Source organism: Stenotrophomonas sp. LC732, assembly GCF_052446685.1.
In the GTDB taxonomy this organism is placed as follows: domain Bacteria; phylum Pseudomonadota; class Gammaproteobacteria; order Xanthomonadales; family Xanthomonadaceae; genus Stenotrophomonas; species Stenotrophomonas muris.
Window position 1 is genome coordinate 1,130,067 of sequence record NZ_CP199214.1, and the last position, 12,061, is coordinate 1,142,127.

Genomic DNA, 12,061 nt, shown 5'->3' on the forward strand with positions numbered 1-12,061 from the left:
CACGGGAACCGGCAGCGCATCGACCTCAGCCCTTGGCCTTGGTCAGCGCCTGGTCGAGCAGGGTGATCGCCAGGTCGATCTCTTCGTAGCTGATGTCCAGCGACGGCGCGAAGGTGATCACGTTCTTGTACCAGCCACCCACGTCGAGCACGAGGCCCATGCGCTTGCCGTCGTGCAGGAGGTCACCGGCCAGGCCGATGTCGACCATGCGGTCCAGCAGTTCCTTGTTGGGGGTGTAGCCGTCGGTCTGGCAGATCTCGGCGCGCAGGGCCAGGCCCAGGCCGTCGACGTCGCCGATCTCCGGGTGACGCTTCTGCAGGCCACGCAGGCCGTCCAGGAAGTACGCGCCCTTCTCCGGCACGGTGCGCTCGTAATCCATTTCCTTGCCCAGCTTCAGCACTTCCAGGCCGAGGCGGGTGCCCAGCGGATTGGAGTTGAAGGTGGAGTGGGTGGAGCCCGGCGGGAACACGGTCGGGTTGATCAGTTCTTCGCGCGCCCACAGGCCCGACAGCGGGTTCAGGCCGTTGGTCAGCGCCTTGCCGAACACCAGCACGTCCGGGGTAACGCCGAAGTGCTCGATCGACCACAGCTTGCCGGTGCGCCAGAAACCCATCTGGATTTCATCGACGACCATCAGGATGCCGTACTTGTCCAGCACGCGCTTGAGGCCAGTGAAGAAGTTGCGCGGCGGGATGACGTAGCCGCCGGTGCCCTGGATCGGCTCGACGTAGAACGCGGCGTACTCGGCCTGGCCGACCTTGGGATCCCACACGCCGTTGTACTCGCTTTCGAACAGGCGCTCGAACTGCCACACGCAGTGGTCGGAATACTCGTCCGGGGTCATGCCCTTCGGGCGACGGAACGGGTACGGGAACGGGATGAACATCGCGCGCTCGCCGAAGTGGCCGTAGCGGCGGCGGTAGCGGTAGCTGGAGGTGATCGACGAGGCACCCAGGGTGCGGCCGTGGTAGCCGCCCTCGAAGGCGAACATCAGACTCTTGCCGCCGCGCGCGTTGCGCACGATCTTCAGCGAATCTTCAATGGCCTGCGCGCCGCCGACGTTGAAGTGCACGCGGCCGTCGAGGCCGAACTTCTGGTGCATGTCCACGGCAATGGTCTTGGCCAGCTGCACGCGGGTCGGGTGCAGGTACTGGCTGGCGACCTGCGGCAGGGTGTCGATCTGGTCCTTCAGCGCGTCGTTCAGGCGCTTGTTGCTGTAGCCGAAGTTGCAGGCCGAGTACCACATCTGAAGGTCGAGGTAGGGCACGCCCGCACCATCGAACATGTAGCTTCCTTCGCCGCGCTGGAAGATCTTCGGCGGGTCGACGTAGTGGACGGTGTCGCCGAAGGAGCTGTAGCGGGCTTCGTCGGCCAGCAGCTGCGCGTCGGAGGCAGCCGCGTCGGCGTTCTTGTCAAAAATGTTCATGCAGTTCGGTTCCGTGAAGGACGTTCGAAAGGGGTGACGGGGGAGCGCGCCTGGAAGGGAGTGCTCAGGCGGTGGCCAGCAGCAGGGGCAGTGCGGCGGGCTGCGGGCTGGCGTCGAGGCGACGTGGCTGCAGCAGGCTGCCATCGAGCAAGCGCGGCAACAGTGCGATTGCATCGTGGAAGGTATCGATGGCGGCATGCTCGATGCCGGCCTTCGTGCAATGCGTGATCAGGCGGCGCTTGGCGAACACGAAGTCGGCATCTTCGGAGACGCAGAAATCCGAGCTGCCATCGCCGATCATCAGCACGCGTGGTGCTTCGTCGGCACGCGCCTGCGCGGCGCAGGTGCACTTGCAGGTACCACTGCGGCATCCTTCGGCCTGGTAGGGCGACTCCAGTTCCCAATGGTCTTCGCACCAGCGCAGGTGGTTGGCCACCACCGGCAGTCGCGACAGGCCGTGGTTGGCGAGGATGCGGTGGATCGCATAGTCCAGCCCGTCGCTGACGATGCGCAGCGGCACGCCCAGCTGTTCGGCACGGCTGACAAAGGCGGCGAAGCCCGGATCGATCTGCACCTGGTCCAGGTGCGCGTCGAGCGTGGCCGGGTCCAGCTTCAACAGCCGCACCTGGCCCTGCATGCATTCACGCGAGCCGATCTTTCCCGCCTTCCACTGGTCTTCCAGTTGCTGCCAGCCCGGCTGGCCGTACTTCTCCAGCAGCGAGTCGATGACATCTTCGAGGCTGATGGTGCCATCGAAGTCACACAGGATGCTCCAGTGCATGGGCAGGTCCGTCGATGAAAGAAACGTCCGGCACGATGCCGGGGCAGGCTCAATGTAGGCAGGCAGCCTTTCTCGTTCCTTTCCTGTTGAAAGCCTGCACCGCCGGGTGGGGAAAGTGTTCAGGAATCGAGCGTGCTGAATGGGCGTGATGCCGTGAAAACCGCGCTTTCAGGGCTGCGCAGCGGCCAGCGCCCGCAGGATCTGCGCGGTCTCTTCCCGGGTCTGCCAGGCGCTGTTGCCGAGGGTCAGCATGCGTGCGGCGAAGTCGCGCGCGTTCGGCATGTCGTCCTGCGGCACGATGCCACGCAGGTAGGCGTAGTCGGGCAGGGCATGGATGAACATGCGGCTGGCACCGAGGCCGCGCGGCCACAGTTCGTCCAGTGCGGCATCGCGCGCGCGCTGGCTGGGCAGCAGCAGCATCAGCATCGGCCAGGTGCCGCCGGTGCCGGCCAGGCCATCGACCACCTCCACCGCCGGCAGCTGTGCCAGCTGCACACGCAGCTGCAGTGCGCGCAGGCGCCCGGCCTGCAGGAACGCAGGCAGCCGCCGTGCAGCGTGGGCGCCCACGTTCTGCCGCCACTGACTGACCCGGTGCTGGGGGATGTCCAGCGGGAAAATGTCTCCGACCGCGTCTTCCAGATCGCCGCGTTGCAGGGCGCTGCGCAGCGGATTGCCGTACACCAGCGACAGCAGCGAGGGGCGGTAACAGGCGGCAAGACCCAGCAGCTGCACGCTGCGAAGCAGCTCCCAGCGCAGGCTGAAACGTACCTGTTCGGCGGCATGTTCGGCCAGCGCGGCGCGCAGCTCGTCATCGCGGCTGACCAGCAGGCCGCCTTCATGCAGGCTCAGCCCCTTGCCGGCGGCCAGGCTGAAGAATCCGATGTCGCCACGCAGGCCCACGCTGCTGTTGCCGACCCGTGCGCCCAGCGCCTGTGCGGCATCTTCGATCACCCAGGCGCCGGCGCCGCGTGCGACCTCGCAGGCCCGTTCGACATCGGCGATGCGCCCGCCGAGGTGGGTGGGCAGGATCGCCAGCGTCCGCGCGTCGGCCAGGCGCGAGAGCTGTGCCGGATCAAAGTCGAAATGGCCACGCCGGGTATCGCACAGCTGCACGCGCAGGCCGAGGCTGTGTACCGCGATCGGCACCAGCGGACAGGTATAGGCCGGCAGGATCACGGTATCGCGCTTGGGCGCGCGCTTGCGCAGGGTGCGCAGCGCGATCAGCAGCGCGTGGGTGCCGGAACAGGTCAGCTGCAGCGGCGGTGTGCCGAGCTGGGTGGCCAGGATGTCGCGCAGGTCGCCGCCGCCGGGAAGGAAGTCGCTGGCCTGCATCGGCAGGCCAGCGGTCGGCGGCAGTTCGCGCGCGAACAGGCTCATCGCAGCCCGCTCACGAAGTGCTGTCGGCGGGGCTGTGCGGGTCGTCCGCTTCGGCGCGGCCGAGGCAGACGATGCCAGCCACGATCAGTACCGCACCGACAAGGTGGTGCAGGGTGAGCGGCTCTTTCAGCAGCCAGGCCGACAGCAGCAGCACACTGATCACCTCCAGGTGCGAGGCCGCGAACGCCGGGCCGATCGGCGCATGGCGCAGCAGGCTCATCCAGGTGAAGAACGCGCCGATGTAGCCGAGGACCGCGCCGTATACCCACGGCTGCGACAGCACGCGCAACAGCCACGCGGTGTTGGCCTCGACCGGCATCGCGGCGTCACCGGCGTACTTGAAGCACAGCTGGGCCAGCGTGTCGAAGGCCATCAGCAGGGGAAAGCCGATCACATACAGGCGCCTCATGAGCCGGCCCCCACCACCGCCACGCCCGCCGTGACCAGCAGCATGCCGGTCACCCGCAATGGCGTGAGCTTTTCGCGGAACAGGATGCGGCCGGCGATCATCAGCGCGACGATGTTGATCGAGCCCAGCAGCACGCCCTTGGACAACGGCACCAGCGACAGGAACGCGATCCAGGCAACGAACTCAAGCACGTAGCAGGCGATGCCGATCCACAGCCAGGGGCGGCTGAGCATGTGTTTCCAGCGTTGCAGTCCTTCGCCATCCTGCGGGTCGCTGGCGGCGGCCTTGAAGGCGAGCTGGCCACCGGTATCGAGCACCACATTGGCCAGCCACAGCAGCGTGGCGAGTGCCCCCATCTCAGGCCACCGCCTTGAGCACGCCGCTGCGTTCACCTATTTCGGTGAAGAATCGCGCGCTGCGGCGGATCACCTCGCGGCGTTCGCGGTCGATCGTGATCATGTGGTAGCTGTCTTCCAGCACCACCAGTTCCTTCGGGCCGCTGACCCTCGATATCACCAGTTCGGCGTTGCCCATGCTGGCCACGTCGTCTTCGCGGGCGTGCATCACCAGGCACGGTGCGGTGACGTGGTGCAGGTGGCGGCGGGTCCAGTTGCTCAGGGCGCGCATCTCGGCCAGCGCGTGCCAGGGGTTGCCCGGCAGGCCGGCCGCGGCGCTGTCGCCGGACAGCATGGCGGCACTGACCTGCGCACGCAGGCGCTCGTCACGCAGGCCATAGGGCGGTTCTTCCATGAACATGCGGTCGCGGCCGATGTTGAAGCGCTTGAACCACGGCAGCAGGAACGACAGGCGGGCCACGGCGGGAATGTTCCAGCCGTCGTAGCGGAAGGTGGCGCCATACACGCCGACGCCGGACACCCATTCGGGGCGGCGTGCAGCCAGCGCCAGCGCCAGTACCGCGCCCATCGACAGGCCGCCGACGAACAACTGGTCGACCTTGCCACGCAGGCTCGCCGCTGCATCTTCCACGCCCTGGTACCACTGTTCCCAGGTGGTCGCCAGCAGGTCATCCACGGTGCCGCAATGGCCGGGCAACTGCACGCCGTGTACGGTGAAGCCGGCGTTGTTCAGGTCCTTGCCCAGCATGCGCATTTCCGCCGGGGTGCCGGTCAGGCCGTGGACCAGCAGCACGCCCTGCGGGCCACCGGGGAGGAAGAAGTCGTGCGATTCGGTCACCTGGCGGCTCCGGGACGGCAGTGGGGATGGTCAGGATCGCAAGCGCGATTTTCGCCAGCCTTTCAGCGCCCCGGTACGGGTCAGGGGGCCTTCAGCAGCGGCAGTGTGATGGCGACCTTCAGGCCCCCACCGGCGCGGTTGAGGAAGGTCAGGCGGCCGCCGGAATGCTCCACCGCTTCGTGCGCGATGGCCAGGCCCAGGCCGGTGCCGCTGGCTGCGGTGCCAGGCGCTCGGAAGAAGCGCTCGCCCAGCCGTGGCATCACGTCCTCGGGCACGCCGGGGCCGTTGTCCTCCACGTACAGTTCGACGTCATTGTCATCCAGCGCATGCACGCCGACCGTGACGGTCGCATCGCGGCCGGCATAGCGCAGCGCGTTGTCGATCAGGTTGTCCAGTGCTTCGTGCAGCTGGGCACCATTGCCGAGCACGCGCAGCGGGTGGGGGCTGCCGCGGTAGCCCAGATCGATGCCATCGCGGATCGCTTCGGGCACGCGCATGCCGACCCACTGCGGCACCAGCTCGCACAGGTCCAGTGCCTCCACGGTATCGGGCACGGTCTGCGCCCGGCTCAGTGCGAGCAGCTGGGTGCTGACCCGGGCGGTGCGCTGGTTGAGCCGGCGGATGTGCTGCAATGCCTCGCGCACCGTGTCCGGGTCACCATGGGCCAGCGCCTGGTCCACATGCAGGGCCATGCCGGCCAGCGGCGAACGCAGCTGGTGCGCGGCATCGGCGATGAAGCGGTTCTGCAGCGTGATCATTTCCGCCTGGCGGGCAAACAGATCGTCGATGGTGCTGATCAGTGGCTGGATCTCCTCCGGCACGTCGGCGTCGGAGATCGGTGCCAGTTCGCCACGGCGCTGCGCCAGGCGGCTCCTCAGCGGTGTGAGGATGCGCAGGCCGTAGGTCACGCCGAACCAGACCAGCGCTGCGGTGCCCAGCGCCAGCATGGTCATCAGCGGGATGATGATCATCAGGATCTCGCGCGCACGCTGGCGGCGGTCGGCCATGCTTTCGGCCACGGTCACTGCCAGCTCGTCCTGCGGATCGTTCATCGCCTGCGTGCAGACGGTGGCCATGCGCACCTGCTGGCCATTGAGGTTGCCGTCGTACAGGGCCGGATGCACGCCGGTGCAGTCCTGAGAAGGGGCATACGGGCTGAAATCCGCATTGCCGCTGAGGGTGCCCTTGCGGCTGCTGTCGACGTTGAAATAGCGATGGCCGTCGGGGTCGTACTCGATCAGGAAGCGCGCCTGCGGAGACAGGTCGCTGGTCACCGGCATGGTGCTCAGCATCTGCGCGAACGAGTGCGTGTCGTCGATCAGGTTACGGTCGTGGATGCGGTTGGAATAATCCAACGCAACGTAATAGGCCAGGATCGTATTGAAGGTAAGCAGGCCCAGCATCGGCAACGCCAGGAAGGCGAGCAGGCGCCGGCGCAGGCTGGGGGGGCCACTGATCACGGGGCGCTGTCGTCCTGCGCGTCTTCCAGCATGTAGCCCAGTCCGCGCACGGTGCGGATGCCCATGCCGCCGGGCTGCAGCTTGCGGCGCAGGCGGTGCAGGGCGATGTCCAGGCCGTTGTCGGTCAGGTCCTGGCCCCAGTCGCACAGCGCCTCCACCAGCTGTGCGCGCGAGACGATGCGCTCGGCGCGTACCGCCAGTGCCGACAGCAGGCCGAACTCGCGTGCGGTCAGTTCCAGCGACTGGTCGTCGATCCACACCCGATGCCCGGCCAGATCGATGCGCAGGCGGCCGATGCGCAGGTCCGGGTTGCCATTGCTGGTCACGCGGCGCAGCTGTGCGCGCACGCGGGCTTCGAATTCGTCCAGTGCGAATGGCTTGACCAGGTAGTCGTCGGCACCGAGGTCGAGCACGCGCACGCGTTCGGCCAGGCCGTCGCGGGCGGTCACCACCAGTACCGCCAGGCCATCGCCGCGCTGGCGCAGGCGCTGCAGCACGTCGCGGCCATCCAGCTGCGGCAGGCCCAGGTCCAGCACCAGCAGCGCGTATTGGGTCGAACCCAGCGCGGCGTCGGCGTGCGCGCCGTTGTCGACGTGGTCGACCACATGCCCCTGCCGGCGCAGCGAGGCGCACAGGCCGGAGGCGATGTCCGGGTCGTCTTCAGCAATCAGAACGCGCATGCGCGGGGAGCTCCTGTAACGGTCGGGCCCAGCGGGTGGACGGGGCGGGCCTCTCGGCTGCCGAGGGTAGCCGCAAACCGGGTGAAGGTGGAGCGCGCCGGCACCTCCCGGCACCGTCGCGCTGTCCCGCCATTCAGTCCTGCAGGCCCGGCTCACCCAGTGCCAGCGGCACCCGTGAGCCGTCCAGCAGGCCGCGGCTGAGCCTGCCATCCTCGATGAACAGCAGTTCGCCGTTCTCGCCGTTCCTGATGCTGCTGTCGATGGCGATCACGCGGTCGCCGTGGAAGCTGCTGACGTGTGGCATCGAGGTATGGCCAACCACGATGCGCGTGAGCTGCAGGCGGTTGAGCACGGTCTGTACCCCCGCTGTGTCGAGGCGGCCATCGAAGTAGCCGCGGTACCAGATCGGGCTGGTCTTGCCGTCATACAGCGGTGCGGTGGCCGGGTCGGCCTTCACTTCGGCCTTGGGCAGGCCCAGAGAGGCCTGGTAGGCCGCATTGGTGCGTGCCGGGTCCAGCGCCAGCTGCACCGCTTCGGGCGAGATGCCGCCATGCAGGAACAGGGTATCGCCGATCTTCAGCAGCACCGGGCGGGTGCGCAGCCACTGCCCGATCACCGAGTCGGCGCCATACAGTTGCGGGTAGCTGCGGCCCAGCAGCTGGGCGCTGCGCAGGTACTTCGGGTTGACGTAGCGCAGGTCGTCGTACAGCACCATGGTTTCGTGGTTGCCTAGCACGAAGTGCACTGCGCCACCGGCGGCGGCGGCCTGCTGCTGCAGGCCGTACAGCAGCCAGAACGCCTCGGTCACCTGCGGGCCGCGGTCGAATACATCGCCAGCGATGACCAGCGTGTCCTTGCCCAGGGCCCAGCGATCCTGGGCGTCGATGACCTGGTGGGCGCGCAGCAGGCGCACCAGCAGCCCGTACTGGCCATGGATGTCCGACAGCGCGACGATGCGCGGCGCGGCCGGCAGCACGGAGACCGAGGCCGCATTCGGCGCGGCCACGTGCACGGTGTGTTCGTAGCCACAGCGCGGCGCGATATCGGTGCCCGTCGTGTTGATGGCCAGCGAGCGCGACTCGACCTTGTCGTCGCAGATCCACTTGGCCTGCAGCTGGTCGCCCTGGCGGAATACATAGGGGCCATCGGCCTGCACGTGGTCGGCGGGCGCGGCAACCTCGCGGGCCTGCGTGGTTGCTGTGGCGCAGGCCAGCAGCGGCAACAGCAGGGCGGTCAGCAGGAAAGGGCGATAGCGCGGCATCGGCGGCGTCCGGCGGCGGAAACCTCCGATGCTAACCGGCGCGGCCCGATCGTGGTGTGCGCGAATGGGCGGATCAGGCGCCGCGCCGGTCGTCCTTGAGCTTGCGCACGCGGGTGGCGGCGGCCTGCAGCGGCTGACCGTCGCGCCCGTGTGGCTGCATGTAGGGCAGTGGTCGCCGCGTGCTGGATTCGATCAACTGCGAATGGGCTTCACCGGCGCTGAAGCGATGGCGTTCTCCCCACTGGCGCAGCGCGACCAGCAGCGGGAACAGTTCCTGGCCGGCGTGGGTGAGCACGTATTCCTGGTAGGCCGAGCCATCGGAGGCCGGTTGCAGTTGCAGGATGCCGGCCTCGACCAGCCTGCGCAGGCGATCGCTGAGGATGTTGCGCGCCGCGCCGAGGCTGCGCTGGAAGTCGCCAAAGCGCGTGACGCCGTCGAAGGCATCGCGGATCACCAGCAGTGCCCAGCGATCACCGAGCAGGTCGGCGCTGCGGGCAACGGGGCAGGGACTGTTGGCGTGCATGCTGTGGCCTCCGAATGTGGTTGCAGTTTAAAACCAATGACGATAGCCTGCATCAAGTTTCAAATTGCAACTACACCATGAGCGCATCGATGTCCCGCCCATTGCTGACCCTGCTCGCGGTCGCGGCCGGCGCCAGCGTTGCCAACGTCTATTACGCGCAACCGCTGCTGGATCGGCTGGCACAGGCCTTCGCACTGGACCGTGCCGTGGCGGGCGCAGTGTTGGCGGCAACCCAGGCCGGCAGTGTGCTGGCATTGCTGGGCCTGCTGCCGCTCGCCGATCGCGGTGACCGGCGACGCCTGCTGCGGATGCAGTTGATGGCGCTGGTGCTGGCCCTGCTGTGGCTGGCAGCGGCACGCACGGCCGGTTGGCTGTTGTCGGGCATGCTGCTGGCCGGGCTGTTGGGCACCGCGCTGACCCAGGGCTTGATCGCCTATGCCGCCACGCTTGCGCCGCCCGAGCAGCGCGGGCGCCTGGTGGGCGTGGTGCAGGGCGGCGTGTTCATCGGCCTGTTGCTGGCGCGCGTTGTATCGGGCGCGGTCGCGGCCACCGTCGGCTGGCGGGCGGTCTATCTGCTGTCGGCAGCGCTGATGGCGGCCCTGGCCGTGCTGCTGTGGCGGCGTCTGCCGGCGGTGCCGGTGCCGGCGGTACCACCGCGCTGGCGCGAACTGCTGGGTTCGATGCTGGGCATGCTGCGCCGGGACCGCGCGCTGCGCGAGCGTGGGCCGCTGGCATTGCTGCTGTTTGCTGGCCTCAACGTGTTCTGGGCGGCGGTGCCGCTGCCGCTGTCGGCGCCGCCGTTGCAGTGGTCCACCGCGGCCATCGGCGCACTGGGCCTGGCCGGCGTAGTGGGCGCCTTGATGGCGGCGCGGGTCGGGCACTGGATGGACCGTGGTTTCGCCGGTCGGGTCAGTCTTGGCGCGTTGCTGCTGATGCTGGCCGCGTGGTGGCCGCTGCTGGGCCTGCCGCAGTCGCTGTCGTTGCTGCTGCTGGGCGTGATCGTGCTCGACCTCGGTGGGCAGGCACTGCACGTATCGAACCAGGCGCTGCTGCTGCGTGCGCCGGCAGAACAGCATGGACGCCTGGTGGCGTTGTACATGCTGTTCTATGCAGTGGGCAGTGGTGCCGGTGCGGCTGCCGGGCCCTGGATGCAGGCCCGGCATGGCTGGCCTGCGGTGTGCCTGCTGGGTGCAGGCATCGCGGCACTGGCGCTGCTGTGGTGGGCAGCATGGCGGGTGGTGGCGTCCAATGCATCGGCTGGCGGGCGAACCGGTAGAGTCGACTGTCGGTAGAGTCGACTGTCAGTCGACTGCTCTTCGCCCCGCGTGCGAAAAATCCCGCGCTGCGTGCGATAGTCGACCAGCGGTCGACTCTACCTGTCCTGTCCTCATCGCTGCAGTGCACGCCGTCCCGGTGCTTCCTCAAGGTCCGCGCTGGCCACTACCACGCGGTTGCGGCCGCTGCGCTTGGCCTCGTACATCGCCGCATCGGCCCGTGCCATCAGCCGCTCGTAGTCCGGGTGGCCGTCATGGCCGGCTACGCCGATGCTGGCGGTCAGTGCCAGTACCTGGCCGTTGGCCAATGCCACCGGTGACTGCGCGATCTGCCGCCGCAGGCTTTCGGCGATCACCGCGGCCTGTGATTCGCTGGCCGCGACCAGCACCACCACGAACTCCTCGCCGCCATAGCGGAACAGGTAGTCACTGCCGCGGGTCAGCTGGCCGAGCAGGCCGGCGACGTGCTGCAGCGCGCGGTCCCCGGCGTCGTGGCCGTGGCCGTCGTTGATCGCCTTGAAGTGATCCAGGTCGAGCAGCAGCAGCGAGAACGGCGTGCGGTTGCGCGTGGCCAGCTCGATCTCCCGGCGCAGCACGGTAGGCAGGAAGCGGCGGTTGAGCAGGTTGGTCAGCGCATCGCTGCCGGCATCCAGCTCGCCGATGCGCTCGAACAGCAGCGTCATCAGGGTGCGGATGGCGGCCAGGTCCTCGCGGATGGCCGGCAGCACCGCCAGTCGTTGTGCCGGGGCATCGTTGCTCGCCCGCTGCAGGTTGCTGTCGATGCGGGCCATCAGCTGGCCGACCTGCCGGGTCTCGCTGCTCTCGCCGAAGCTGGGGATGCCCTTGTGGGTGAACCACAGGCCGAACTCGGAAGTGGCCAGGCTGGCGCTGTCGCTGGCCTGTACGTGGCCAGCGAGCGCGTAGAGCAGGGCGTTCTCCCAGTCCAGCAGCAGTGCGCGCTGGCGTTCGCGTTCGGTGCCGACGTTCTGCACCAGCGAGAACAGCCGGTACGCCGCATCGGCACGGGTCGAACGCTCGCGTGCATGGGTGTAAGCCAGGGTCATGCCTTCCATGGCGATGTCCATGACCGCGCTGAGGCAGTCGATGGCGGCGAACGCAGTGGCACTGTCGGGCGCGTCGTCGTGCAGTCGCACGAACAGTTCGTGCTTGAGCACGCGCGCGCCGCGGGTGACCAGGTCGACCGGAATACCGACCCGGGCATGCACATCGCCGATCACCCGCTGCGAGGCAACGGCGCCGGCAATATCGTCGGCATTGGTGGTCAGCAACTGCACCAGCCAGCGCTGCATGGCCGGCTGCAGGCGCTGCTTGACCTGGTCATGGGACAGGAAGCGGCGTGCACGCCCGTCCTGCAGCAGCACTTCGTAGAAGCGTTGGGCCAGCGCCGGCGGGGCATCGGCGGCGGCGGCGTGCAGCAGCGCGGTGGCGGCAGGGCCGGCCTGTTGCAGGCAGTGCTGCCAGGCCTCGGCCAGCGGTTGGCTGGCATCGTCCAGTTGGGGTGGTTCCACGTCGATCTCTGACTGCGTACGGCAAACCACGGGTATCGGCTGCGGTGGCGCACGGTTGATGGCGGGTTGGCCGGTCAGTTTATGCGCGATGCAGGGTTGCACGGCGCGCAAAGCACGTCGGCGCCGCGGCGGCAATGAGTGAACGCA

Annotated in this window: 12 protein-coding genes; 1 reads left to right on the forward strand and 11 read right to left on the reverse strand. The window is 68.2% G+C overall.

Translation table 11 applies throughout. The features are described from left to right. Positions 1 to 25: 25 nt before the first annotated feature. From ACT6SE_RS05495 to ACT6SE_RS05540, 10 genes are all read right to left on the reverse strand, one after another. Entirely contained in the window at positions 26 to 1,426 is a 1,401-nt protein-coding gene (locus ACT6SE_RS05495) for an aspartate aminotransferase family protein (RefSeq protein ID WP_014646426.1), read from the reverse strand. A 64-nt stretch (positions 1,427 to 1,490) separates the two neighbouring features. Further along, a complete protein-coding gene (locus ACT6SE_RS05500) occupies positions 1,491 to 2,207 on the reverse strand; it encodes an MtnX-like HAD-IB family phosphatase (protein WP_014646427.1) in 717 nt (238 codons plus the stop codon). Between the two features lie 168 nt (positions 2,208 to 2,375). Then, on the reverse strand, positions 2,376 to 3,584 hold the full coding sequence (locus tag ACT6SE_RS05505) for a DegT/DnrJ/EryC1/StrS family aminotransferase (RefSeq protein WP_014646428.1): 1,209 nt from the start codon (positions 3,582 to 3,584) through the stop codon (positions 2,376 to 2,378). Between the two features lie 10 nt (positions 3,585 to 3,594). After that, positions 3,595 to 3,993 carry a DMT family transporter gene (locus ACT6SE_RS05510; RefSeq protein WP_041863179.1) on the reverse strand — a complete coding sequence of 133 codons (399 nt, stop codon included), beginning with the start codon at positions 3,991 to 3,993 and terminating at the stop codon, positions 3,595 to 3,597. After that, positions 3,990 to 4,349 carry an EamA family transporter gene (locus ACT6SE_RS05515; RefSeq protein WP_014646430.1) on the reverse strand — a complete coding sequence of 120 codons (360 nt, stop codon included), beginning with the start codon at positions 4,347 to 4,349 and terminating at the stop codon, positions 3,990 to 3,992. Before ACT6SE_RS05515 ends, ACT6SE_RS05510 begins: the two co-directional genes overlap by 4 nt. Position 4,350: 1 nt before the next feature. Continuing rightward, positions 4,351 to 5,187 (reverse strand): alpha/beta hydrolase, encoded by an 837-nt coding sequence (locus tag ACT6SE_RS05520; protein ID WP_444811112.1) that lies wholly within the window; start codon positions 5,185 to 5,187, stop codon positions 4,351 to 4,353. An 80-nt stretch (positions 5,188 to 5,267) separates the two neighbouring features. Then, positions 5,268 to 6,647 (reverse strand): sensor histidine kinase, encoded by a 1,380-nt coding sequence (locus tag ACT6SE_RS05525; RefSeq protein ID WP_046429625.1) that lies wholly within the window; start codon positions 6,645 to 6,647, stop codon positions 5,268 to 5,270. Beyond that, positions 6,644 to 7,327, reverse strand: coding sequence for a response regulator (locus tag ACT6SE_RS05530; RefSeq protein ID WP_014646433.1), 684 nt, complete (start codon positions 7,325 to 7,327; stop codon positions 6,644 to 6,646). The genes ACT6SE_RS05525 and ACT6SE_RS05530 overlap by 4 nt, the downstream gene beginning before the upstream one ends. Positions 7,328 to 7,460: 133 nt before the next feature. Next, positions 7,461 to 8,588, reverse strand: coding sequence for a metallophosphoesterase (locus ACT6SE_RS05535; RefSeq protein ID WP_046429627.1), 1,128 nt, complete (start codon positions 8,586 to 8,588; stop codon positions 7,461 to 7,463). A 73-nt stretch (positions 8,589 to 8,661) separates the two neighbouring features. Then, a complete protein-coding gene (locus ACT6SE_RS05540) occupies positions 8,662 to 9,111 on the reverse strand; it encodes a winged helix-turn-helix transcriptional regulator (protein ID WP_014646435.1) in 450 nt (149 codons plus the stop codon). Between the two features lie 89 nt (positions 9,112 to 9,200). On the opposite strand from ACT6SE_RS05540, the gene ACT6SE_RS05545 reads away from it, so the two are divergent. After that, positions 9,201 to 10,403 (forward strand): MFS transporter, encoded by a 1,203-nt coding sequence (locus ACT6SE_RS05545; protein WP_414616876.1) that lies wholly within the window; start codon positions 9,201 to 9,203, stop codon positions 10,401 to 10,403. Positions 10,404 to 10,498: 95 nt separating this feature from the next. On the opposite strand, the gene ACT6SE_RS05550 is transcribed toward ACT6SE_RS05545, so the two are convergent. Next, the gene (locus tag ACT6SE_RS05550) at positions 10,499 to 11,914 is read right to left on the reverse strand and encodes a GGDEF domain-containing protein (RefSeq protein WP_046429634.1); all 1,416 of its coding nucleotides are present in this window, start codon (positions 11,912 to 11,914) and stop codon (positions 10,499 to 10,501) included. Positions 11,915 to 12,061 lie beyond the last annotated feature (147 nt).

Coding starts and splice junctions, on each gene's coding strand:
- ACT6SE_RS05505 (WP_014646428.1), bottom strand. CDS start 3,584: ATGAGCCTGTTCGCGCGCGAACTGCCGCCGACCGCTGGCCTGCCGATG.
- ACT6SE_RS05545 (WP_414616876.1), top strand. CDS start 9,201: ATGTCCCGCCCATTGCTGACCCTGCTCGCGGTCGCGGCCGGCGCCAGC.
- ACT6SE_RS05535 (WP_046429627.1), bottom strand. CDS start 8,588: ATGCCGCGCTATCGCCCTTTCCTGCTGACCGCCCTGCTGTTGCCGCTG.
- ACT6SE_RS05515 (WP_014646430.1), bottom strand. CDS start 4,349: ATGGGGGCACTCGCCACGCTGCTGTGGCTGGCCAATGTGGTGCTCGAT.
- ACT6SE_RS05530 (WP_014646433.1), bottom strand. CDS start 7,327: ATGCGCGTTCTGATTGCTGAAGACGACCCGGACATCGCCTCCGGCCTG.
- ACT6SE_RS05510 (WP_041863179.1), bottom strand. CDS start 3,993: ATGAGGCGCCTGTATGTGATCGGCTTTCCCCTGCTGATGGCCTTCGAC.
- ACT6SE_RS05495 (WP_014646426.1), bottom strand. CDS start 1,426: ATGAACATTTTTGACAAGAACGCCGACGCGGCTGCCTCCGACGCGCAG.
- ACT6SE_RS05500 (WP_014646427.1), bottom strand. CDS start 2,207: ATGCACTGGAGCATCCTGTGTGACTTCGATGGCACCATCAGCCTCGAA.
- ACT6SE_RS05540 (WP_014646435.1), bottom strand. CDS start 9,111: ATGCACGCCAACAGTCCCTGCCCCGTTGCCCGCAGCGCCGACCTGCTC.